This is a genomic window from Streptomyces sp. NPDC002386 (genome assembly GCF_053593175.1).
Genome location: NZ_JBSFBX010000012.1, coordinates 13,708 through 34,004, shown reverse-complemented (window position 1 = coordinate 34,004; position 20,297 = coordinate 13,708). Strand labels below are relative to the sequence as shown.

The following is a 20,297-nucleotide window of genomic DNA, read 5'->3' as shown; positions in this document are numbered from 1 at the left end:
CAGTGTCTGCCCATGCGCATGAACGTGTCAGCCGAGCCGGGCGGAGCCGCGCTGCGGCCGCTGTCCGCGCGGTCGGTCGTGCTGAGCCTGCTCCTGGGCGCGCATCCGCCCGAGCTTCCGGTGAAGGACCTCGTCGGGCTGGTGGAGCCCTTCGGCGTGGGCGGCTCCACGCTGCGGGCCGCGCTCAGCCGGATGGTGGCGGCGGGCGACCTCCGGCGCACCGACGCCGTCTACCGGCTCAGCGACCGGCTGCTGGCCCGTCAGCGACGCCAGGACGAGGCGCTGCGCCCCGCCACGCGCGCGTGGCACGGGGACTGGGAGATGCTGGTGATCACGGCGACGGGCCGCGGCCCCGCCGAACGGGCCGATCTGCGCACCCGCCTGACCGCCCTGCGCCTGGCCGAACTCCGTGAGGGCGTGTGGCTGCGCCCGGCCAACCTCGGCAGGGCGCTGCCCGCCGGCCTCACGCGCGTGACGCTGTCGTACACCGCGCGCCCCGACGGCGACCCGCACGACCTGGCCGCCCGGCTGTGGCCCCTGGAGGAGTGGGCCGCCACCGCGCACATCCTGCTCGCCCGCACCGCCGCGGCCCGCCGGCCGGCCGACCGTCTCACCGCCTTCGCGGCGGCCGTGCGGCACCTGCTCACCGACCCCGTGCTGCCGGCCGGCCTGCTGCCCGCCGGCTGGCCGGGGGAGGATCTGCGCACCGCCTACGCGGACTACCAGCAGGAACTGTCCGCGTCGCTCGGCCGGCGGAGCCGCGTGCGATAGCTCCGCCGCCGCACGCGCGGAGGCCACCGCCCGGCGGGACGGCGGCCCCTCACACCCGGGGGACGCTCACTGGTGGGTGATGTCCGATGAGGCGTACCCGCAGTAGGTGGTAGGTGCCGTCGGCGCCCGAGCCGTTCGTCGACGGCTCCTTGCCCGTGTTGTTGCCGACGTACTTCTGGCACGGGACGATCTTCCTGCCGCTGTCGCCGACGATGGTGATGTTCTTCAGGGTCGCGCTGTCGCCGTAGGCGGCGGCACCGCCTGCCGCCCGGCCGTCGGCTCAGGCCGTACCGGGGGCCGTTCGCCCGGTTCCCTGCTCGCCGCCTCCGGCCGGCGCCGCCCCGGGCCCGGCCTCGGCCCGCGCGCCGGTCCCGGCCGCCGCCGAACCGGTCCGGTCCGGGAAGTGGTTGAACAGCAGGTTGAGGACGATCGCCGTCAGGCAGCCCGCGCTGATGCCGCTGTTCATCACGGTCTGGAACCAGTCCGGGAACTTCGCGTAGACCGTGGGCACGCCCACCGGCAGCATGCCGACCGCCACCGAGACGGCCACCACCGTCAGGTTGTGATTGCCTGTGAAGTCGACCCGCGCCAGCGTCCGCAGGCCGCTCGCCGCGACGCTGCCGAACATCACCAGGCCCGCCCCGCCGAGCACCGGCGCGGGAATGGCCGCGACCACCGCCCCCAGCTTCGGCAGCAGACCGAGCAGCACGAGGATGCCGCCGGCCGCCGCGACCACCCACCGGCTGCGCACCCGGGTCATCCCGACGAGCCCCACGTTCTGCGCGTACGCCGTGTAGGGAAAGGTGTTGAAGACGCCGCCGAGGACGGTCGAGAGGCCGTCCGCGCGCAGGCCGTCGGCCAGGGAACGCGGCTCGACCCGGCGCTCCGTCAGCTCACCGACCGCGATCAGGTCACCGGTCGTCTCCGTCATCGTCACCAGCGCCACCACCAGCATGGACACGATCGCCGACGCCCTGAACTCGGGCGCACCGAAGTGGAACGGGGTGCTGACGCCCACCCAGTCGGCGTCACCGACGCCGCCGAAGTCGGTGAACCCCAGCGGCACGGCCACCCCCAGACCCACGACGATGCCGGAGAGGACGGCGATCCGGCTCAGGAACGCGGGCGCGAACCGCTGCACGGCCAGTACCACCGCGAGCACGAACGCGGCCAGCGCCAGGTTCCGCGGCTCGCCGAAGTCCTTGGCGCCCACGCCGCCCGCGGCCCAGTTGCCCGCGACCGGGAGCAGCGACAGTCCGATGATCAGGATCACCGTCCCGGTGACCAGCGGCGGGAAGAAGCGCAGCAGCCGTCCGAAGACGGGCGCGAGCAGCATGATCGCCAGTCCCGCCACGATCACCGAGCCGTAGACGGCCGGCAGCCCGCCGCCCGTCGTCCCGATGAGCACCATCGGCGACACGGCCGCGAACGTACAGCCCTGCATGATCGGCAGCCGCACACCGAACCGCCAGAAGCCGACGCACTGGATCAGTGTGGCGATCCCGCACACCAGCAGGTCGGCGGTGATCAGATAGGCCAGATCCGCGGGCGGCAGCTTCATCGCGCCGCCCACGATCAGGGGCACCGCGACCGCCCCCGCGTACATCGCGAGCACGTGCTGCAGGCCGAAGGCCGCGAGCTGCCGCACCGGTGGTATCTCGTCGACGGGGTGGATGTCTGCGGTCGTGGACATGGGGACTCCAGGGCGGCGGGTGGGGGAGTGGCATCCGGACAGCACGAGACCGTAAGGGCCTTGAACAGTTTGTTGATTTCTGTGGTGTTGCCGGTGTGTGTCATGCCCACCTGGGCGCCGCCGACTCCGCTAGGCGGTGCGCGCCGCCGTCAGCAGGGCGTCCCAGTCGGCCAGTTTGACCACGCCCCGCCCCAGCCGTGCGCCCAGCTCCGCCTCGGCGCGTTCGATGGCCAGCCAGCCGGTCCACGGCACCGGCTCGATCCCGGCCGCCCGCAGCGCCGGGAGCGGGTCGTCGGGCGTCCGGTCGCGTACGAGCGCCGGCGCGTCGGTGAGCAGGGAGGTGACCGTCTCCTTGGCGCACGGCCGGTTGGTGCCGATCACCCCCGTCGGACCCCGCTTGATCCACCCGGCGACGTACTCGCCCGGTGAGACGGCGCCCTCGCGCAGCACGCGGCCCTGCCGGTGCGGCACGGTGCCGCTCGACGCCTCGAACGGCAGCCCGTCGAGCGGCACTCCCCGGTAGCCGACCGACCGCAGCACCAACTGGGCGGGCACGGTCTCGAAGCGGCCGGTGCCCGACACGCCCCCGTGGCCGTCAGGCGCGGTCCGTTCGAAGCGCACGGCGCCCACCCGGCCGTCCCGCGCGACCAGTTCGACCGGCCGCAGGAAGAACCGCAGCCGGATCCGGCGGGCGGCCCGGCCGGTCCGGTCCGCCGCCCACCCGCGCAGCGCCTCCACGTTGCGGCGCTGTACGGCCGGCAGCGCCGCCGGGTCGGCGCACCCGGGGTCCAGCGCCAGGTCGCCCGCGTCCACCGACACCTCGGTGCCGGGCAGGCCGCCCAGCTCGCGCAGTTCCTTGGTGGTGAAACGAGCCTGCGAGGGGCCGCGCCGGCCGACCATGTGGACCTCCGCGACCCCGCTCGCCGTCAGCGCTTCCAGCGCCGCCTGCGGCATGTCCGTCGGACGCAGCTCGCCGGGGCCCCGCGCCAGCATCCGCGTGACGTCCACGGCCACGTTGCCCACGCCGATGACCACGGCCGACCGCACCCCGCGTACGAACCCGGCGTCGGCCGCGTCCGGATGAGCGCTGTACCAGGCCACGAACTCGGTGGCCGACCAGCTCCCCGGCAGCTCCTCGCCGGGGATGCCCAGCCGGCGGTCCGCGGCGGCGCCCACGCAGTACACGACCGCGTCGTACAGCTCCCGGAGCCGCTCCACGGGCAGTCCGCCCGGGCCGCCCACCCGGACCCCGCCGAGGAACCGCACCCGGTCGTGCTCCAGCACCGCGCGCAGGCTGCCCTGCAGGGACTTGATCTTCTCGTGGTCGGGGGCGACGCCGTAGCGCACCAGGCCGTAGGGGCACGGCAGCCGGTCCAGCACGTCCACGTGGACCTCGGGATCGAGCTGGACCAGGTTCTGGGCGGTGTAGCACCCGCTCGGCCCGGAACCGACGACGGCGACTCGCAGCACGGCGGTACTCCTTGCCCCGAAGGAGAAAGTGTGCGGACGGCTCCAGCATGGCACCGCCCGGTCCGGGGCGGCAGGGGCCGGGAGGGTGACCCGGACGCGGGTCCGCGCGGCCGCGCCGCCTCCGGGTGCCGTCCGGCCGGGTCCCGCGGTGCGGCCTACTCGGCCGGGTCCCGCGGTGCGGCCCGCTCGGCCGGCTCCCCGGGCGCCGCCCTGGCCCGCTCCCCGGTCGCGAAGAAGCGCGAGAGGTCCTGACACGGGGCCGCCGCGGCGCCCGCACCGCTGCCCGGGGGCGTGCCCAGCTCCCAGTCGAGCCGGTACCGCTTGAACAGCTCGGCCCGCAGTGCCGGGACCGGCATCGGTACCCCGGGCACCAGGGCCGCGAACACCGCGCCCATCAGCGTGGCCCGCAGCATCGGGTAGTCGGCCGTAACGTCGGCCGAGCCGTACCGGGCGACCGTATCGCCCAGCAGCTCGGACAGCCGTCGCTGCTCCGGGCACTGCACGAAGCCCTCTGCCTGGAGCAGTCCGGCCATGTGCTGCCGCATGAGCACCGGGCGGTCGTGGGCGAGACCCAGGATCGCGTCGATGGCCCGGGCGAGGCGCTCGCCGCCGTCCTCGGTCCGGGGCTCCCGCTCCAGTGCCTCCTCCAGCGTGCGGTGCATCAGCCGGTGCACGGCCGACTGCACGAGCTGGCGCTTGCCGGGGAAGTAGTACGACACCAGTCCGCGCGCCGAACCCGCCCGGTCCGCGATGTCGGCCAGCGTGGTGGCCTCGAACCCGTGCTCGTCGACCAGCTCGACCGCGGCCTGCAGCAGCCGCTCCCGGGAACGCCGCCGCAACTCTTCATTGACCGAGGCGCTGCGCGGGGACATCCTGTAACTCCTGCGTTGACTGGCTGCCAGCCAACTATACTCGGACGCAGGGGCTCCGCCGTGTGCGGAGTCCGTTCAGAGCTGCCGTCCGTCTGGGGCGACACGGGGGATCGTCTCAGGCGGACGGCTTGAACGCGCCGTCCCGGCGGGGCCGGGGCGCGAGGGCCCGGTCAGCCGGCCAGATCGAGCACCGGCAGCAGCGCGTCCGGCCGCTCCGCCACCGGCAGATGGTCCACGAAGTGCACGCGGCAGCCCAGCGCGGCCGCGCCGCCGTCCGCCGTCCTGTCGTCCCCGACCATCAGCACCTGGCTCGGATCGGCGCCCAGTTCCTCGCAGGCGGCCGTGAAGAGCCGCGGGTCCGGCTTCTGGACGCCGTGTTCGTACGACAGCGTGTAGGCGTCCACGTACGGGCCGAGGCCGTGTTCGCGGAAGACGGGGCGCAGGTCCCAGCCGATGTTGCTGACCACGCCCACGCCGGTCCCGCGCTCGCGCAGCGTGCGCAGCACGTGCGCGGCGTCCTGATACGGCGCCCAGGCGGCGGGGGACATGTGCCGCTCGTACAGCGCGTCGTGCAGACCGGGACCGGGCAGTGGCACGCGCCGGGACAGCCCCGTGTAGGCGGCCCGGTGCTGCTCGGCGCTCTCGTCCCGGGCGGCCCAGAGTCCGGCCAGTTCCTCCGGCACCTCGACCGGGCCCGCCCCGCCCGGCAGCGCGCCCGCAGCCTCCAACGCGGCGGCGGCCTCGTTGAGTTCGGGGCCGGTGAGCGCGAGTCCGGCCTCGTTCAGCACGGCACTCAGCCAGGACTCGGTGGACTCGATCCGGAACAGCGTCCCGGAGAAATCGAAGAGCACGGCAGCCATGCGCCGGACTCTACCCGGACGCCCGGCCCGTCCCGCCGCCTCCCGGCCGCTCGTACACCGCCACGGCGACCGCGACCACCAGCGCCCCCAGCAGCCAGCCGCCCAGCACGTCCGAGGGCCAGTGCACGCCCAGCCACACCCGGGTCAGGCCCACACCGGCCACCGAGACGGCGGCCACGGCGACGGCCGTACGCCACAGGACCCGGCCGGCGCCGCGGCGGTGCAGCAGCCACAGCAGGAGTCCGCAGACGACGGTGGCCGTCATGACGTGGCCGGAGGGGAACGCCGCGTAGTGCGCGCGGTCGACGGGGTCCGGCCAGACCGGCCGGGGCCGGTCCACGGCGGACTTGACCCCCTGCTGAAGGACCGCGGCCAGCGCCACGGTGGCCACCAGCCACAGCGCCGTCCACCGGGCCCCACGGCGCCATCCGAGCCACACCGCCGCGGCGGCGCACAGCAGTCGCATGGTCAGCGGATCCCACACCCAGTCCGTGAGGACGCGGAAGGCGTGGGTGACACCGTGGTCGCTCACCGCCCAGCGGTGGGTGGTGACGGAGACGTCGCCGTCCACGACGACCAGCGGATGCCAGCGCAGCACGACGACCGCCAGCAGGAGCGCGGTGCAGACGGCGAGGACGACGGCCGCGCGGAGCGCCGTGCGACGGGGCGGTGTGCGGGACGGGGAGGCGGTCGGCCGGCGGCGCATGCCGCGATCCTCGTCGACGAGGCGGCCGATGGCCAACGTCCCCGGCCGCCGGGCCGGTCATCGGGGAACGGACGCCGCCCCGGGGGTGCGGTGAGAGCCGCTAGCCCAGTGCCCGCAGGCCCGGTACGAAGGCCACCAGGACCGGGACCACCGGCACCAGGGCCGCGGCCGCGGTCAGGCGCAGCCGGTGCAGGGCCGGGAGGCGGTCCGGGGGAGTGAGCAGCCGGTGCACCCGCTGCGGCACGTGTGCCTGCGGAGTCGGGCAGGGGCCGAAGACGCCCCGGTCCTCGTTGAGTCCGACCAGTGCCAGCGCGGTCGTCAGCCGGCCGAAGCGCCGGGAGGCCATGTCGTCGGCCGCCAGCTCGACCAGCCGGTGCACCTGGTCGCGGAACGCGGCGAAGACCGGTACCTGCGGGAACCCGTCCGCCAGCGCCGTCGAGCAGTGCAGCAGCCAGTCGTGCCGGGCCTGCGCGTGCCCCTGCTCATGGGCGAGGAGGGCGTCCAGCTGACGCCCCTTCAGCCGGGTGAGGGCCGCCGTGGTGACGACGAGGCGGGGCGCCGCGCCGGCCAGCCACCAGGCGTCGGGGCGCTCTCCCTCGAGCACCACCAGCCGGCCGCCGGCCGGTTCCTCGCCGGGCAGCAGCGGGGCCCGCAAGAGAAGTCCGGCCCGGCGCGCACGCCGTCGCGAGCGGGCCCGTGCGACCTGGCGCACCAGCATCGCCAGGCTCCACAGGCCGCCGCAGGCCAGCGCCACGGCGATCGGCGCCGCCCAGGGGCCGGCCGTGCCGAGGGCGTACGCGTCCACCACCGCGCGCGGAGCCGTGCCGAACACATGGCCGCGCACCGCCTGCCAGGCCGCGGCCGCGCTGAGCGTCATCGACAGGGCGCAGCACAGCAGCACGGCCGCCACCACGCACTGCCACGCCCACAGGGCGACCACCGGCTCCCGGTCCGGCCAGTCCGCCCTCGCGAGCAGCCGCGGGGCGAGGACGGCGGTCAGGGCGCCGAGCAGCATCAGGACCGCGGGGACCATCATGGGCAGCACCCTATGAGCGCACCGCCGCTCATGACCGGCCCTCGGAGCCGAAGTGACGCAGACAACGCTCCGTCCTCGGTGCCGCCGGGCGCCCGCCGCCGTCAGGTCCTGCGCGCCGCCGCCTGCTCACATCGCCAGCAGCATCGCGACCATGCCGATCCCCATGGACAGCCGGCACGCCCGCGCCAGTTCCGGGCGGTCGCCCCAGCGCACCCCCGCCCGCGCGCCCGCCGGGACGGCCGAGGGCACCAGACGGGCACCCGCCAGCAGCACGTAGCCGGTGAAGTAGAGCAGGAGCGCGCCCGTCACCAGCGGTACTCCGGCACCCGTGTGCGCATGGTGCGAGGCCGGGGAGACCGCCATGGCGAGGGACATGTAGACCATCGCCGCGGTGCCCACCAGATGGTGCAGATGATGCGGTCCGGTGCGCGCGGCCCACAGAGCCCGCAGCGCGGCCGCCGCGAACACGGCCGCGTACAGCGGCCAGGCCCATCCCGGCGGGCTGAACACCGTCGCGGGCACGGCCATCGCGGCCATGCCGAACCCCATCAGCGCCTCACCGCCCGCGGCCCGGCGCTGCTCCTCGACACCGCTGCGCATCCGCAGCAGGCAGTAGACGCCGGTGGCCGCGCACAGCGCGACCAGCAGCCAGGCCGGCGAACCCGGTCCGTGCACGCGCAACCCCCCCGATCGTCGGTCGGTCGAGGGTTGCGATGCCCACGGCATGCGGCGCGCACGCAAGCGCAAGGGTGTACGCGGGGAGCGTTCGCCGGAGCACGGCAGGTGAGCGGAGGGAGAGCGTAAATGTTTTACAGATAAAACACATGCTAAATTGGTAGGTATGAGCAGTGCGACCCGACTCCGTCTCCCCCTCGCCGGCGTGCTCCGCCTCGGGCGGCCCTCCGACATCTGGTTCAAGCCCGCGCTCAGCGTGGTCGTCGCCACCGCTCCGCCCAATCTGATCCTGCTGGCCCTTGGCCGCCTCGATCTGGCGGTGTACTCGATGGCCGGTTCGCTCTGCGCGCTCTACGGCCACAACCGGCCCTACGCCGCCCGGGCCCGCGTCCTCGCCTGGGTGGTGCTCGGCATGGTCGGCGGCCTCGCCGTCGCCCTGGTCGCGGCCTCGCTCACCACCAGCGCGGTCGTCCTGGTCACCGTGGGCGCCCTCATGGCGGCCGTGCAGAAGGCGGTCTGCGACGTCAGCCGCGTCGGGCCGCCGGGAAACGTGATCCTCGCCTTCATCAGCTCCGCCTCCCTCTTCGTGCCGCAGACCCTCGGCCAGGTGCCGGGACACGTCGGACTGGCGCTGCTGGCGGGTGTCTGGGCCTGGCTGGTCGGCATGGCACCGGGGCTGCTGCGCCCGCACGGTCCCGAGCGCCGGGCCACCGCCCAGGCTCTGACGGCGGCCGCCGCGTACGCCGAGACGGGCGGCACCGGCGAGGGTCACGCCGGTGCCCGCGCCGCCACCGCCGCCGCCGTGCACGCCGCCTGGCAGACCCTGCTGGCGGGCGGCGCCCGGCCCGACCGCACCCGGCGCGCCCTCGAACGGCTCCTCGTCCGCGCCGAGGTCGCGCTCGCCGCCCCCGCCGACACCGACCCCGGGCGGCTGCGCGTCTGGGCCCGCGAGCTGCGCGGCACCGGCCGGATCCCGCGGGTGGAGTCCACGCGCGAGTCCTCCGACGAACTCCTCGGTGTGGACGCCGAACTCGCCGCCCCGCGCCGCCCGCTGCGGCACCGGCTCGCCCCGCTCGCACCCATCGCCGCGCGCACCGCGATCGGCTGCGCCCTCGCCGGGTACGCCTCCCTGGCCCTCGGTGTCGGCCGCCCCTACTGGGCTCTGGTCACCGCGGCCTCCCTCTACCAGGTCAACGTCACCCTCACCTGGAACCGCAGCATCCAGCGCGTCGTCGGCAACCTCCTGGGCGTCCTCGTCTTCGCCGCGGTGGCGCCGCTGGCGCACCTCCACCCGGCGGCCCTGGTGCTGAGCTGCCTCGCCTTCAACTTCGGCGCCGAGGCACTGATCAGCCGCAACTACTGGCTCGGCACCGTCTGCGTCACGCCGATGGCGCTGCTCATCACCGAGTTCGCCCGGAGCCAGGACCCCGGGCAGCTCATCGGCGAACGGGTCGCCGACACCCTCGTCGGCGCACTGGTCGGATTCGTCGCGGCCGTCGCCGTCACCAACCGGCGCGCGGGCGACCGCCTGGAACAGGCGCTGACCGCCGCGGAACGCGCCCGCGAGAACGCCGCGCGGCTGCTCGCCGAGCCGCACCCGGCGCCCCGCGCCCTGGAGAGTGCCCGGCGTGCCCTGGCCGCCGCGCTGGTCGATCTGCGCGCCACGGCCGACGCGGCCTCAGGCGAGTGGTGGCAGCGCGCCCTGCCCGAGGAGCGGGTCGTGCCGGCCGAGCAGTCCGGACACCGTACGCTCGCCGCGACGGTACGACGCCAGGGGCTCGCACCACAGGCGCAGGACACGGGCACCACGACGGAGGACGCACGGCCATGACCCCGACGAACGGACGACCGCCGGCCGCGCACACCCGGGCCGGCGCACCGACGGGGACCGGGGCACCGGCGCCGGGCGGCTCCGCTACGGGCGGGCCGGGCTCCACGACCTCCAGGGGCGACGCTGCCGCCGGGGCCGCCGGGGCCGCCGGGGCCGCCGGGGCCGCCGGGGCCGCCGGGGCCGCCGGGGCCGCCGGGGCCGCCGGGGCCGCCGGGGCCGCCGGTGCCGCCGGTCGGCCGGGTTCCGGTGGCGGCGCGGCCGGAGCGCAGCCGGCGGCCGGGGCTCCGCAGGTGGGGGCCCGGCGGGCCGCGGGCGGCGCCGGGACGGGCGCAGCGCCCGACGCCGGACGCGACGCGGCCGAGGAGCGCCCGGCGGCGCGGGCCTCCGCGGCGGGCGGCCGCCCGGACGCAGGCGACGAGGCCGGCCCCGAAGATCGGCCCGCCGAGGACGGGACCGGACGCCTTGCCTCCGCGGGCGAGGACGGACAGGAGCCGCCGACCGCCACGAGCGGGGCCGGGCAGGCCCCCGGGGACCGGCGGAAGGCCGAGTCCGAGCGGGGGCGGCGGGACGCCGGAGGCGGAGAGCACGACACCGTCGCAGCCGTCGTCCGGCAGTGGCGTGCCGTGCACCCCGAGCTGAACACCGGGCCCATGGAGGTCATCGGCCGGATCAACCGCTGCGCCGCCCTCCTCCAGCAGGCCGAGGACGCCCCCCTGCGCCGTGCGGGACTCAGCCGCCCCGAGTTCGACCTGCTCGGTGCGCTGCGCCGGACCGGCCACGAGCTGACCCCGGGCGAGCTGGCCCGGGAGACCTTCTCCTCGGGAGCCGCCGTCACCAAGCGGCTCAAGCAGCTCACCGAGCGGGGACTGATCGAGCGGCGCGGCGACACCCGTGACCGCCGCGTCGCCCACCTCCGGCTGACCGACGCGGGCCGCGACCTCGTGGACGGCATCCTGCCCGAGCAACTCGCCTACGAGACGACCGTGCTGTCCGTGCTCGCCCCCGAGGGCCAGGACGAACTCGCCGCGCTCCTGGGCGACCTGCTCAGCCGTCTGGAAGGCCGGACGGGCCCCCCGCGCGCCTGAGCGCGGGAATCGCCCTCAGCCCTCCTCGCCGGCCCGGTGCACCCCGAACGCCGCGCCCTGCGGGTCCCGCAGCACGGCGACCCGCGGGCCGTCCGGCACCGACGCGGGCGCCACGACCACCTCGCCACCGGCCGCCCGCGCGACCTCGGCCGTCCCGTCCACGTCGGTCACCGCGAAGTACGGCATCCAGTGGGCCGGCACCTCGGGCGGGAACCGGTCGCCCATCTCGGCCATCCCGCCGAAGTCCGCCCCGCCGACGCCCCACTGCGTGTACCACCGCGAGGCGTTGACGCTCCAGCCGAACACCGTGGTGTAGAAGTCCCGCGCCCGGTCGGGCTCGCGGGTCGCCAGCTCCACCCAGCCGAGTGTGCCGGGCGCGTTGAACAGACCGGCGCCCCGGAAACTCCGCGCCTGCCAGAGCTGGAACGCCGCACCCGTCGGGTCCACGGCCACCGCGAAGCGGCCCACGTCGAAGACGTCCATCGGACCGAGGACCACCGTCCCGCCCGCGTCCGCCACCCGCCGTGCCGCGTCGTCCGCGTCGGCCACCGCGAACGACACGTTCCAGGCGACCGGCTGGGTCTCCTGGTACAGCAGGCTGAGCGCGGCCACCGCGGCGTCCCCCAGATGCGCCACCGTGTACCCGCCCGCCTCCTGCCGCGGGTCCGTCTCCGGCCGCCAGCCGAACAGCTCCGTGTAGAAGCGCTTGGCGCCCTCCGGATCGCTGGTCCCCAGCTCGGTCCAGCAGGGACCGCCGACCACCGGCTTGTCGAACTCCATCTCGGTTCCTTCCCCGCACCCGCTCCCCGGCCCGCCCGCGCACCCGCTCCCCGGCCCGCCCGCGCCCACACCGCGGGACTCGGCGGCACCTCCTCCGAAGCTAGCCCCCGCTACTGACAGCGGCCATCGGAGCGGGCTCCGCGAAGTCCCGCGGCAAGGGGACCGCCCGCCCTCGCAGAGCCCCCGCGGCGCACGCAATTCGCTTGCCGCCCCCGCCGGCGCTCGGCCAGGGTGCGGACATGGACGCGGACGAGGCGACGGTGGGCGGGGTTCCCGAACTGGCCGGGGAGATCGCGGAGTACTACGGCCGGGACGGGGAGGACGGCAGGCTGCGTTCGGGCGTCGGACGCCTGGAGCTGTGGCGCACCCAGGACGTGCTGCGCCGGCTGCTGCCACCCGCCCCGGCACGCGTCCTGGACGTCGGGGGCGGCAGCGGTGTGCACGCGCAGTGGCTCGCCGCCGACGGGTACGCGGTGGATCTGGTCGACCCGGTGCCCCTGCACGTCGAACGGGCGGCTCGGCTGTCCGGAGTGACCGCCCGCGTCGGCGACGCCCGTGCCCTGGACGTGCCGGACGCGTCCGTGGACGCCGTCCTGCTCCTCGGCCCCCTCTACCACCTGCCCGAGCGCGAGGACCGGGTCCGGGCCCTCGCCGAGGCCCGCCGTGTGCTGCGCCCTGGTGGACCGGTGGTGGCCGCCACCATCAACCGGTACGCCGGGGTGCACGACAACCTCGCCACCGGCCTGTACTTCGACCCCGACCGGCGGCCGCAGATCGACGCCTCGGCCCGGGACGGCCTCATGCGCCCCGCCGCCGGGGTGAAGTCGCTGTTCACCACGGCCTACTTCCATGAACCCGAGGAGGTACCCGCCGAGTTCACCGACGCGGGGCTCGGCGTGCACGGCCAGTACGGCGTGGAGGGCGCCGCCTGGCTGATGGGCGGTATCGTCGGGCGGCTCGACGACCCCCGGGACCGGGAACCGCTGCTGCGCGCGCTGCGGCGGACCGAGTCCGTGCCCTCGCTGCTCGGGGTCAGCGGCCATCTGCTCACAGCGGGGAAGAAGGCCTGGATCTCAGATCCCGGGCCGGTACCGCAGTGGATGGTCCGCGGGGATCTCCACCAGCACGATCGGGGTGCCGTCCGGGTCGGCGATCCACATCTCGATCAGGCCCCACGGCTCCTTGACCGGGGGCCGTACGATCTCGACGCCCTTGGCCAGCAGTTCCTCGTGCGCCGCGGTCACGTCCGCCACCTGGAGCCACAGCCGCACATCCGGCGGCGCCGGGGTCTCGGAGCGCCCGGAGACCTCCAGGAAACCGCCGCCGAGGAAGTACACGGTCCCCCGCTCGGGGCCCGTGCCGAACTCGCGGTGGACGGCCAGGCCCAGCCGCTCGCCGTAGAAGGCGCGGGAGCGCTCGGGGTCGGCGGGGCGCAGAAGTGTCCGGCTGCTGAGTACATGCACCATGCATCCGGAGCTTAGTGGCAGGGTTACCCTCGTCCCTGCTTCAGCAGCGCCCGAGATCGGAGACCGCCCCATGGAAACCGCCGCCACCGCACTGACGTTCCGCGACGCCGGTGACGCCGACGTCGACGCTCTGGTCGCGCTGATCGAGTCGGCGTACCGGGGCGACGCCAGCCGGGCGGGGTGGACCACCGAGGCGGACATCCTGGAGGGGCAGCGGACCGACCCCGAGGGCGTGCTGGAGGTCATCAAGGCGCCCGACAGCCGGCTGCTGACCGTCGAGCAGGGCGGCCGGATCGTCGCCTGCTGCCAGCTGGAGCACCGCGGCGACGCCGCCTACTTCGGCATGTTCGCGGTGAGCCCCACCCTCCAGGGCGCGGGGCTCGGCAAGGCCGTCATCGCGGAGGCGGAGCGACGGGCGCACGCCACCTGGGGGGTCGGCGAGATGCACATGACGGTGATCTCGGTCCGCGAGGACCTGATCGCCTGGTACGAGCGCCGCGGCTACCGCCGTACGGGACGGACGACCCCGTTCCCGTACGGCGACGAGCGCTTCGGCATCCCGCAGCGCGACGACCTCCGCTTCGAGCTGCTGGTCAAGCCGCTGGTGTGACGGTCGGACGGGAGTCGGCGCGCCGGATCACGCGGTGAAGCGGCCGGTGCGCTTGATCTCCGGATAATCGGTGGTCGCCCCGTCGAGCCCGAGCGCGCGCACGAGCCGCAGATGGTCCTGTGTGTTGACCACCCAGCCGATGATGGTCAGACCGGCCGCCCGCGCCTGCTCGACGACCTCCAGGCTCAGCCGCCGGATGTTGAGGCAGACGGTCGCGGCCCCCGCCGCCCTGGCGCGGTCCACCACGTCGGTCCCGTAGCGGCTCGCGATCAGCGCCGTGCGCACCCCCGGCACCAGCCGGGCGATCTCGGCGACGGCCTCGTCGTGGAACGAGGACACCTCCACCCGCGAGACCAGGTCCCGCCGGTGCATGACCTCCGCCAGCGCCCGGGCCGCCGCCACGTCCTTGATCTCCGCCTGCAACGGCGTCCGCACCGCGTCCAGGACCTCCTCGAAGACCGGCACGCGTTCCCCGCGGCCCGCGTCGAGGGCGCGCAGCTCCGCGAGGGTCATCTCGGCGATGGGCCCCGTGCCGTCGGTCGTGCGGTCCACCTCCGCGTCGTGCATGACGACCAGGGAGCCGTCCTTGCTCAGGTGCAGATCGAGTTCGATCAGGTCGAGGCCGGCCTGTTGCGCGGCGACGAAGGAACGAAGGGTGTTCTCGGGCTCCACACCCATGACCCCGCGGTGACCGATGGTAAGGAAGTTCAAGGTTCAACTCGCTTCCGTCGACGGCGGCTCGGCGCCCGCGGACCCGACGGGCGTCGCTGTCCACGCGGCAGAGTCGCAGCCTAACGGCCGGGTCCCGTGATGAACCCGCGTCTGCGCGGGGGATCGGAGTGCGGGGCGTGCGGTGACTGGCTCGTATCCGCCCCTGTCGTCACCCGGGCGTGGGCGCGTCCCCCGGGGAGTTGACCGTCCGGATCCGAGTGGTGGGCACGGCGCGAACGGTGTCGCGGCTCTCAACGAAAGTGACCGCCGTCACGGTTTCGGGCAGGAAAAACAGCGGTGACCATGGGGTTGCGCAGAATAATTTCCCGAGCTGCCTCTTGCTGGGAGAAACGGGGTATGCGTACGGTGTGCGTACGCGAGGTTCTCCCGTGGAGGATGGGACATGACGGAAATTCTTGTGCAGGCGGCTACGGAGGAGAAGGTTCCTTCGCTGACCAGGGTGGTTGAGCACCCGGCCTGGCCCGTGCTCAAGGATGCCGTGGAGCAGATCCGGCCATGGCAGTCCAAGGACGGATCGATCGACTTCGAGGCCGAGGGCGCCCCGGAGCGTTCCGACGCCGAGGCCGCCGTGTGCCGTGTTGTCGAGTCGGTCGAGCGGCTCTCCCCGCTGCTCCCGCACGACGCGGCCTACCACGAGGCGCTGGTCACGGACCTGAGCCGCTGGGCGGAGGAGGGCTTCCCGGTACCGGACTTCCTGGACTCCCTGCTCGCGTTCCAGCCCGCGGCCGGCCGGGCGGACGGCCTGCAGCACCTGGTCGTCTTCCCGATGTACACGCAGAACGGCAACCCCGACCGCAACCTCGAGGCGGTCGTGCTGAAGATGGTCTGGCCGGACTGGCTGGCCGAGCTGGAGCGCACCCGGTACGACAACCCGCTCTTCTGCGGCATCAAGTTCGAGGACTTCACGGCCGGCTACGACACCAACTCCGCCGTCCTCTTCCCGGAGACCATCGCCGTGCGCGAGGCGCCGGAACGATTCTCCTGGGGTGGCATCTTCTGCGACCGCGAGGCCGCCCGCTTCCGCCGGGTCACCGACGCCTCCGTGGACATCCTGGGCCTGAAGCTGCCCGAGGACATCGCCGCGATGGTCCACGACCAGAAGCGCTGCGAAGAGGCCTTCGTGCTCTGGGACATGGTCCACGACCGCACCCACAGCCACGGCGACCTGCCGTTCGACCCGTTCATGATCAAGCAGCGCCAGCCGTTCTGGATGTACGGCCTGGAGGAGCTGCGCTGCGACCTCACCGCCTTCAAGGAGGCCGTGAAGCTCGAGGCGGACGGCGTCCCGCAGGCCCGGGACGTGCAGTACGCGGTGCTCTTCGACCGGATGTTCCGCTTCCCGGTGACCGGCGACCGCAACCGCAACTACGACGGCCTCGGCGGCCAGCTCCTCTTCGCCTACCTGCACAAGCACGACGTCGTCCGCTGGACCGACAACAAGCTCTCCATCGACTGGGAGCGCGCCCCGCAGGTCACCAACCAGCTGTGCGCCGACATCGAGAAGCTGTACAAGGACGGCATCGACCGCCCCAAGCTGGTGCACTGGTTCGCCGGCTACGAGCTCGTCGCCACCTACCTGGCGCCGCACCCCGGCTCCAAGTGGGCCAAGGGCCCGGACGCCCTGGACCTGAGCCAGCCGCCGCGCAAGCTCGTCGACGACGTGCTTCCGGACGAGTTTCCGCTGAGCATGTTCTATGAGGCCCTGTCCAAGAAGCTGAAGAACGTGATCGCCTCGACGAAGGGCATCACCGCGGACGGCGCCGAGCGGGCAGCCGCGTGAGCGACCGCCCGAACGACACTGCTCAAGAGGGGAAGAAGATGGTGGGGAACGGGTCTCTCAGTGGTGCGGTGATCGCGGTGGCCGGCGCGGGCGGACCCGCCGGGCACGCCACGCTGGTCCGGCTCGCGGAGGCGGGCGCGATCGTCGTCGGCGCCGACAACAACCCGGAGCGCCTTGCGGAGGCCGTGGACGCGGCCCGCTACGCGGGCGGCGGCGCCACGGTCACGGGGGAGACGGTCGACCTGCTCGACCTGGACTCCACCCGCGCCTGGGCCGACCGCACCGAGAAGGAGTTCGGCCGCGTCGACGGCCTGGTCCACCTCGTCGGTGGCTGGCGCGGCAGCGCCACCTTCGCCGAGACCGACCTCGCCGACTGGGACCTGCTGGAGAAGCTGCTGGTCCGTACCGTCCAGAACACCTCCCTGGCCTTCTACGACGTCCTGCAGCGCAGCGACCGCGGCCGCTACCTGCTGATCAGCGCCGCCGGCGCGTCGAAGCCCACCGCCGGGAACGCGGCGTACTCCGCCGCCAAGGCCGCGGCCGAGGCCTGGACGCTCGCCATGGCGGACGGCTTCCGCAAGGCGGGGGGCGAGGCGGGGCCGCGCTCGGCGGCTGCCATCCTGGTGGTGAAGGCGCTGGTGCACGACGCGATGCGCGCCGAACGCCCCAACGCGAAGTTCGCGGGCTTCACGGACGTCAAGGACCTGGCCGAGGCCGTCGAGGGCGTCTGGAGCAAGACCGCCGCCGAAGTGAACGGAAACCGTCTGTGGCTGACCGAGAAGCCGTGAACCCTCCCAGGACCGACGCGCGTCGTCATCACGACCCCGAGGTCCGCGGTTTCGCCAGTGACAACTACGCCGGAGTCCACCCGGAGGTGCTGGCCGCCATCGCCCTGGCGAACGGCGGCCACCAGGTGGCGTACGGCGAGGACGACTACACCGAGAACCTCCAGCGGATCGTCCGCGGCCACTTCGGCCCCACGGCGGAGGCCTTCCCGGTCTTCAACGGCACCGGCGCGAACGTCGTCGCGCTCCAGGCGGTCACCGACCGCTGGGGCGCGGTGATCTGCGCCGAGAGCGCGCACATCAACGTCGACGAGGGCGGCGCCCCCGAGCGCATGGGCGGTCTGAAGCTGCTCACCGTGCCCACGCCCGACGGCAAGCTCACGCCCGAGCTGATCGACCGGCAGGCCTTCGGCTGGGAGGACGAGCACCGTGCCATGCCGCAGGTCGTGTCGATCACCCAGAGCACGGAGCTGGGGACGCTCTACACGCCCGGCGAGATCCGCGCGATCTGCGAGCACGCCCACGCGCACGGCATGAAGGTGCACCTGGACGGCTCCCGGATAGCCAACGCCGCCGCGTCCCTCGACGTGCCGATGCGGACCTTCACCAACGCCGTCGGGGTGGACATCCTCTCGCTCGGCGGCACCAAGAACGGCGCCCTGTTCGGCGAGGCGGTCGTGGTCATCAACCAGGACGCCGTCTCGCACATGAAGCACATCCGGAAGATGAGCATGCAGCTCGCCTCCAAGATGCGCTTCGTGTCGGTGCAGCTCGAGGCGCTGCTCGCCAAGGACCTGTGGCTGCGCAACGCCCGCCACGCCAACGAGATGGCCCAGCGGCTGGCCGAGGGCGTCCGGGCGGTCCACGGAGTGGAGATCCTCTACCCGGTGCAGGCCAACGGCGTCTTCGCGCGGCTGCCGCACGAGGTGAGCGTGCGGCTGCAGAAGCGGTTCCGCTTCTACTTCTGGGACGAGGCCGCCGGCGACGTGCGCTGGATGTGCTCCTTCGACACCACGGAGGAGGACGTCGACCTCTTCGTGGCGGCGCTCAAGGAGGAGATGGCGCGCTAGCTTCCAGCTATGCATAGATATGCGGTCACCTGGAAAGTCATTGACTGACGGGTGATCGCATACCTATGCTCTGCGGGCATGGAGCTGATCCAGGACACCGCCGACCTCTCCGCCTATTTGGCCGCGGACGAGGTCATCGATCACCATCATCCGGTCGTGCGGGCGACGGCCGCCCGTCTCGCCGAAGATGCCGCGGACTCGTATGCCTATGCACAGGCCGCCTATGAGTTCGTGCGCGACACCGTCCCGCACTCCGCCGACACGGACGACCCGCGCGTGACCTGGCGGGCCTCCGACGTGCTGGCGCTGCGCACGGGCATCTGCCATGCCAAGGCGCACGCCCTTGCGGCCCTGCTGCGCGCCGAGGACATCCCCACGGCGCTGTGCTACCAGCGGCTGACGCACGACGACGGCGGCGGCCACGTGCTGCACGGCCTGGTGGCCGTGCGCTTCCGCGGCGCCTGGCACCGGCAGGACCCGCGCGGCAACAAGCCCGGGGTCGACGCCCGGTTCTCCCTGGACGGTGAGCGGCTGGCCTGGGTCCCGGACCCCGCGTCGAACGAGGCGGACCACCCGGTCCTGTACGCCGCACCCCATCCGGCCGTCGTCGGCGCGCTGAAGGCCGCCCCGGACCGCCCGCATCTCTGGCGGACGCTCCCCGGCGGCCTGTAGGGGCACGCGGCTCCTGGGAACTCTCCCGCGGGCCCGTGAAGACCGGCCCGCGCCGGGTCAGTGCGCCTCGGCCGCCCGCAGCTGCTCCATCGTCGGCGCCGAACCGCCCAGGTGGGCCGGCATCCACCAGGAGTCCTCCGCGCCCCTGGGGCGCGCGGGGTAGGCACGCTGGGCGGCTTCCAGCAGCTCCTGCACGCGCTCGCGCAGACGGCGGGTGATGGCGCCCGCGTACTGGTCGCGCGGGGCCTCGACGGGCTCGCCGACCCGGATGGTGATCGGGGTGTGGCTGCGCCGGAAGTTGCGCGGCTGCCCCTTGGTCCACAGCCGCTGGGTGCCCCACACCGCCATCGGGACGAGCGGCACGCCCGCCTCCTGGGCGAGGCGGGCGGCGCCCGACTTGAAGCTCTTCAGCGTGAACGACTGCGAGATCGTGGCCTCCGGGAACACCCCGATGACCTCGCCCGAGCGCAGCGAGTCCAGGGCGTGCTCGTACGCCGCCTCACCCTGCCCGCGGTCCACCGGGATGTGCTTCATCCCGCGCATCAGCGGGCCGGACACCTTGTGCCGGAAAACCGACTCCTTCGCCATGAACCGCACCAGGCGCTTCTGCGGCAGGGCGGCCAGGCCGTTGAAGATGAAGTCCAGGTAGCTGATGTGATTGCTCACCAGCACCGCACCGCCCGAGCGCGGGATGTTCTCCGACCCCTGGCAGTCGATCTTCAGGTCCCAGGCCTTGAACAGCGTCTTGGCGAAACCGATGACGGGACGGTAGACCAGCTCTGCCATGGGCGGGGTGGGCCCTTTCTGCTCTGCTCGGGAAAGGGGCTCCCGGCGGGAAAGTTACGCAGCCGTAGGTTTACGGCGTCTCGCAGATCGTGCCCGAAGAACGGACGGACAGCCAGTCCTGGTGCCCGGACACGGCGAGATCCTCGTCACTACGGACGTACCGTCACCCTCTTCAGCAGCAGGTACATCTCGCACCCCAGGCAGTGGCCGAAAGCGGCGTTGAGGAAGGCCGCCGCGAGCGCCGCGCCGGTCGCCGCGAGTCCCAGCCAGGCCGGCCCCACCGTCAGGCCCACCAGACCGAGCCCGGCGAAGACCAGGCCCACGGCCTGCGCGAACCGGGGCGGTTCGGGCGCCTCGAACTCCGTCGGCGGCCCGAGCCGCGGCCGCACCAGTGTCCGGAACAGCACGCCGTACGGCGACCGCCCGACCCCGCCGGCCGCACCGAGCGTGAACGCCGCGGTCTGCCAGGCCAGTGTCCAGGGGTTTCGTGTGATCAGCGCCACCGCGAGCACCGCGGTCGTCACGGCCGCACCGAAGCGCGGACCTCTCGCGTCGATGTCCATGAACGAAGCATTCCGCAACGCCCGCTCCCGCGGCAGGCGGGAATCTTTGCGGTC

The 20,297-nt window shown here is 73.8% G+C and carries 20 protein-coding genes and 2 pseudogenes; 9 read left to right on the top strand and 13 right to left on the bottom strand.

Annotated elements, in window-relative coordinates; translation table 11 throughout:
- Positions 1–12: 12 nt before the first annotated feature.
- Positions 13–771: a PaaX family transcriptional regulator C-terminal domain-containing protein gene (locus tag ACWCPN_RS23605; RefSeq protein ID WP_451209440.1), complete on the top strand. Its 759-nt coding sequence runs from the start codon at positions 13–15 to the stop codon at positions 769–771.
- Positions 772–837: 66 nt separating this feature from the next.
- Here the strand turns inward: ACWCPN_RS23605 and ACWCPN_RS23600 are convergent.
- The 8 genes and pseudogenes from ACWCPN_RS23600 to ACWCPN_RS23565 all read right to left on the bottom strand — a co-directional run.
- Positions 838–1,027: pseudogene (locus tag ACWCPN_RS23600) on the bottom strand (pectate lyase); the annotation flags it as partial.
- 24 nt (positions 1,028–1,051) lie between these two features.
- Positions 1,052–2,464, bottom strand: coding sequence for a nucleobase:cation symporter-2 family protein (locus tag ACWCPN_RS23595; protein ID WP_451209437.1), 1,413 nt, complete (start codon positions 2,462–2,464; stop codon positions 1,052–1,054).
- Positions 2,465–2,593: 129 nt separating this feature from the next.
- Entirely contained in the window at positions 2,594–3,934 is a 1,341-nt protein-coding gene (locus ACWCPN_RS23590; protein ID WP_451209434.1) for an FAD-dependent oxidoreductase, read from the bottom strand.
- A gap of 155 nt (positions 3,935–4,089) precedes the next feature.
- Positions 4,090–4,806 carry a TetR/AcrR family transcriptional regulator gene (locus ACWCPN_RS23585; RefSeq protein WP_451209431.1) on the bottom strand — a complete coding sequence of 239 codons (717 nt, stop codon included), beginning with the start codon at positions 4,804–4,806 and terminating at the stop codon, positions 4,090–4,092.
- Positions 4,807–4,976: 170 nt separating this feature from the next.
- On the bottom strand, positions 4,977–5,666 hold the full coding sequence (locus ACWCPN_RS23580) for an HAD family hydrolase (protein ID WP_451209428.1): 690 nt from the start codon (positions 5,664–5,666) through the stop codon (positions 4,977–4,979).
- A 10-nt stretch (positions 5,667–5,676) separates the two neighbouring features.
- The gene (locus ACWCPN_RS23575; protein WP_451209425.1) at positions 5,677–6,372 is read right to left on the bottom strand and encodes a phosphatase PAP2 family protein; all 696 of its coding nucleotides are present in this window, start codon (positions 6,370–6,372) and stop codon (positions 5,677–5,679) included.
- Between the two features lie 100 nt (positions 6,373–6,472).
- The gene (locus ACWCPN_RS23570; protein ID WP_451209422.1) at positions 6,473–7,408 is read right to left on the bottom strand and encodes a M56 family metallopeptidase; all 936 of its coding nucleotides are present in this window, start codon (positions 7,406–7,408) and stop codon (positions 6,473–6,475) included.
- 126 nt (positions 7,409–7,534) lie between these two features.
- Positions 7,535–8,083, bottom strand: coding sequence for a DUF5134 domain-containing protein (locus ACWCPN_RS23565; protein WP_451209419.1), 549 nt, complete (start codon positions 8,081–8,083; stop codon positions 7,535–7,537).
- 166 nt (positions 8,084–8,249) lie between these two features.
- Between ACWCPN_RS23565 and ACWCPN_RS23560 the strand changes: the two genes are divergently transcribed.
- Positions 8,250–9,914 (top strand): FUSC family protein, encoded by a 1,665-nt coding sequence (locus tag ACWCPN_RS23560; protein WP_451209416.1) that lies wholly within the window; start codon positions 8,250–8,252, stop codon positions 9,912–9,914.
- Between the two features lie 290 nt (positions 9,915–10,204).
- Positions 10,205–10,999, top strand: coding sequence for a MarR family winged helix-turn-helix transcriptional regulator (locus ACWCPN_RS23555; protein ID WP_451209944.1), 795 nt, complete (start codon positions 10,205–10,207; stop codon positions 10,997–10,999).
- Between the two features lie 15 nt (positions 11,000–11,014).
- Here ACWCPN_RS23555 and ACWCPN_RS23550 read toward each other — a convergent pair whose 3' ends face one another.
- The gene (locus ACWCPN_RS23550) at positions 11,015–11,779 is read right to left on the bottom strand and encodes a VOC family protein (RefSeq protein ID WP_451209413.1); all 765 of its coding nucleotides are present in this window, start codon (positions 11,777–11,779) and stop codon (positions 11,015–11,017) included.
- Between the two features lie 239 nt (positions 11,780–12,018).
- Here ACWCPN_RS23550 and ACWCPN_RS23545 point away from each other — a divergent pair.
- Positions 12,019–12,843, top strand: a pseudogene (locus tag ACWCPN_RS23545) (class I SAM-dependent methyltransferase); the annotation flags it as partial.
- Between the two features lie 9 nt (positions 12,844–12,852).
- On the opposite strand, the gene ACWCPN_RS23540 reads toward ACWCPN_RS23545, so the two are convergent.
- Positions 12,853–13,245: a VOC family protein gene (locus ACWCPN_RS23540; protein WP_365124637.1), complete on the bottom strand. Its 393-nt coding sequence runs from the start codon at positions 13,243–13,245 to the stop codon at positions 12,853–12,855.
- A gap of 70 nt (positions 13,246–13,315) precedes the next feature.
- Between ACWCPN_RS23540 and ACWCPN_RS23535 the strand changes: the two genes are divergently transcribed.
- Positions 13,316–13,855 carry a GNAT family N-acetyltransferase gene (locus ACWCPN_RS23535; RefSeq protein ID WP_451209411.1) on the top strand — a complete coding sequence of 180 codons (540 nt, stop codon included), beginning with the start codon at positions 13,316–13,318 and terminating at the stop codon, positions 13,853–13,855.
- A 27-nt stretch (positions 13,856–13,882) separates the two neighbouring features.
- Here ACWCPN_RS23535 and ACWCPN_RS23530 read toward each other — a convergent pair whose 3' ends face one another.
- Positions 13,883–14,566, bottom strand: a complete 684-nt coding sequence (locus ACWCPN_RS23530; protein ID WP_199209544.1) for a glycerophosphodiester phosphodiesterase — start codon at positions 14,564–14,566, stop codon at positions 13,883–13,885.
- 403 nt (positions 14,567–14,969) lie between these two features.
- On the opposite strand from ACWCPN_RS23530, the gene ACWCPN_RS23525 reads away from it, so the two are divergent.
- The 4 genes from ACWCPN_RS23525 (at position 14,970) to ACWCPN_RS23510 (ending at position 18,894) form a co-directional block, all read left to right on the top strand.
- Positions 14,970–16,367: a DUF6421 family protein gene (locus ACWCPN_RS23525; RefSeq protein ID WP_451209407.1), complete on the top strand. Its 1,398-nt coding sequence runs from the start codon at positions 14,970–14,972 to the stop codon at positions 16,365–16,367.
- A gap of 38 nt (positions 16,368–16,405) precedes the next feature.
- Positions 16,406–17,155, top strand: a complete 750-nt coding sequence (locus tag ACWCPN_RS23520; RefSeq protein WP_199209542.1) for an SDR family NAD(P)-dependent oxidoreductase — start codon at positions 16,406–16,408, stop codon at positions 17,153–17,155.
- Positions 17,152–18,222: a threonine aldolase family protein gene (locus ACWCPN_RS23515; RefSeq protein ID WP_199209541.1), complete on the top strand. Its 1,071-nt coding sequence runs from the start codon at positions 17,152–17,154 to the stop codon at positions 18,220–18,222. Before ACWCPN_RS23520 ends, ACWCPN_RS23515 begins: the two co-directional genes overlap by 4 nt.
- Positions 18,223–18,300: 78 nt before the next feature.
- A complete protein-coding gene (locus tag ACWCPN_RS23510; RefSeq protein ID WP_451209402.1) occupies positions 18,301–18,894 on the top strand; it encodes a transglutaminase domain-containing protein in 594 nt (197 codons plus the stop codon).
- 57 nt (positions 18,895–18,951) lie between these two features.
- Here ACWCPN_RS23510 and ACWCPN_RS23505 read toward each other — a convergent pair whose 3' ends face one another.
- Both ACWCPN_RS23505 and ACWCPN_RS23500 read right to left on the bottom strand, forming a co-directional pair.
- Positions 18,952–19,680: a lysophospholipid acyltransferase family protein gene (locus ACWCPN_RS23505; protein WP_451209399.1), complete on the bottom strand. Its 729-nt coding sequence runs from the start codon at positions 19,678–19,680 to the stop codon at positions 18,952–18,954.
- 149 nt (positions 19,681–19,829) lie between these two features.
- Positions 19,830–20,243, bottom strand: a complete 414-nt coding sequence (locus tag ACWCPN_RS23500; RefSeq protein ID WP_451209396.1) for a DUF4395 domain-containing protein — start codon at positions 20,241–20,243, stop codon at positions 19,830–19,832.
- Positions 20,244–20,297 lie beyond the last annotated feature (54 nt).

What these genes read in the sequence shown, in the direction of transcription:
- ACWCPN_RS23605 (WP_451209440.1), top strand. Translation starts at nt 13, where the DNA reads ATGCGCATGAACGTGTCAGCCGAGCCGGGCGGAGCCGCGCTGCGGCCG.
- ACWCPN_RS23595 (WP_451209437.1), bottom strand. Translation starts at nt 2,464, where the DNA reads ATGTCCACGACCGCAGACATCCACCCCGTCGACGAGATACCACCGGTG.
- ACWCPN_RS23585 (WP_451209431.1), bottom strand. Translation starts at nt 4,806, where the DNA reads ATGTCCCCGCGCAGCGCCTCGGTCAATGAAGAGTTGCGGCGGCGTTCC.
- ACWCPN_RS23580 (WP_451209428.1), bottom strand. Translation starts at nt 5,666, where the DNA reads ATGGCTGCCGTGCTCTTCGATTTCTCCGGGACGCTGTTCCGGATCGAG.
- ACWCPN_RS23575 (WP_451209425.1), bottom strand. Translation starts at nt 6,372, where the DNA reads ATGCGCCGCCGGCCGACCGCCTCCCCGTCCCGCACACCGCCCCGTCGC.
- ACWCPN_RS23570 (WP_451209422.1), bottom strand. Translation starts at nt 7,408, where the DNA reads ATGATGGTCCCCGCGGTCCTGATGCTGCTCGGCGCCCTGACCGCCGTC.
- ACWCPN_RS23560 (WP_451209416.1), top strand. Translation starts at nt 8,250, where the DNA reads ATGAGCAGTGCGACCCGACTCCGTCTCCCCCTCGCCGGCGTGCTCCGC.
- ACWCPN_RS23550 (WP_451209413.1), bottom strand. Translation starts at nt 11,779, where the DNA reads ATGGAGTTCGACAAGCCGGTGGTCGGCGGTCCCTGCTGGACCGAGCTG.
- ACWCPN_RS23540 (WP_365124637.1), bottom strand. Translation starts at nt 13,245, where the DNA reads ATGGTGCATGTACTCAGCAGCCGGACACTTCTGCGCCCCGCCGACCCC.
- ACWCPN_RS23535 (WP_451209411.1), top strand. Translation starts at nt 13,316, where the DNA reads ATGGAAACCGCCGCCACCGCACTGACGTTCCGCGACGCCGGTGACGCC.
- ACWCPN_RS23525 (WP_451209407.1), top strand. Translation starts at nt 14,970, where the DNA reads ATGACGGAAATTCTTGTGCAGGCGGCTACGGAGGAGAAGGTTCCTTCG.
- ACWCPN_RS23520 (WP_199209542.1), top strand. Translation starts at nt 16,406, where the DNA reads ATGGTGGGGAACGGGTCTCTCAGTGGTGCGGTGATCGCGGTGGCCGGC.
- ACWCPN_RS23510 (WP_451209402.1), top strand. Translation starts at nt 18,301, where the DNA reads ATGGAGCTGATCCAGGACACCGCCGACCTCTCCGCCTATTTGGCCGCG.
- ACWCPN_RS23505 (WP_451209399.1), bottom strand. Translation starts at nt 19,680, where the DNA reads ATGGCAGAGCTGGTCTACCGTCCCGTCATCGGTTTCGCCAAGACGCTG.
- ACWCPN_RS23500 (WP_451209396.1), bottom strand. Translation starts at nt 20,243, where the DNA reads ATGGACATCGACGCGAGAGGTCCGCGCTTCGGTGCGGCCGTGACGACC.